The organism is Rhizobium grahamii CCGE 502 (genome assembly GCF_000298315.2).
Classification (GTDB): Bacteria; Pseudomonadota; Alphaproteobacteria; order Rhizobiales; family Rhizobiaceae; genus Rhizobium; species Rhizobium grahamii.
This window is the reverse complement of the sequence record NZ_AEYE02000051.1, coordinates 1-842: the sequence shown is the minus strand read 5'-3', so window position 1 is coordinate 842 and position 842 is coordinate 1. Positions and strand designations below refer to the sequence as shown.

1 pseudogene is annotated in these 842 nt (G+C 60.6%); it reads right to left on the bottom strand.

Going from position 1 to position 842, the window contains the following annotated elements:
* Window positions 1–728: pseudogene (locus tag RGCCGE502_RS34335) on the bottom strand (IS66 family transposase); the annotation flags it as partial.
* Between the last annotated feature and the right edge of the window lie 114 nt (window positions 729–842).

The window sequence follows — 842 nt, the reverse complement described above, 5'->3', positions numbered from 1 at the left end:
GACGACACCAGACCGGCATGCAGCACCGCCGCGTCCTCGGCAACAAAGCCATCCAGCTGCCGGGTCAAAAGCCGTACGATCTGGCGTTTTGAGATGTCGAGACCAATGTCATTGAGCAATGTCGTCAGACGCGCGGTCGTTACCTGTCCTTGTGCATGCAACATCAGGCACAGTCGTCTGAGATTGGCGCCATAGCCACCGATAGTCCCCGCCGGCAAGGCTGCCAGTACCGTCTTCCCATCCGGCGTCACCCAGCATTCGCGACGGTAATGCACGAGCTCCGCCTTGAGCACCAGGTCGCGAACATAGACGCTTTTGTACCCCTTGAAGCGTGAGCCGGCCGGGGCATTGATGCGCAGGATCTCCTGCCGGCTCACCCGCTTTACGTCCAGCTTCGGGCCACGTGGCTTTTTCTTCGATAGCTGCTTGTCGCCAAGCATGCTGTCGGTTGCCTTGTCCATGCCGGAGGCCCGAAACGGCGGTCGCGGTGGCAGGTTCTTCAGTCGGGCGATCTCGTCGCGCAAAAGCTGGTTCTCGAGTTTCAGGCGGGTGTTGTCCAGCCGAAGGGCGGCGTTTTCCTCCCGCAGCTGGATGTTGTGGGCCTCGAGCTTCGCGAGTCGGGCTTCCGCCTGCTGCGACCGTTCCAGCAAACCCGTCACCAGACTGCGCAACGCATTCAGTGAAAGCGTGTCGGCATGCTCGGGTGAGGGGAGCCGCTTCTTTGCCATGCCCGGAGCGAATCTGATTTGCCCCGTCTTAGGAATCCCTGCGCCGACCAGCCGGATTCAAAGCGCCGGCTTATGCACACTTTTTATAAGCGGCCGCTAAAATTCTGCCACCGA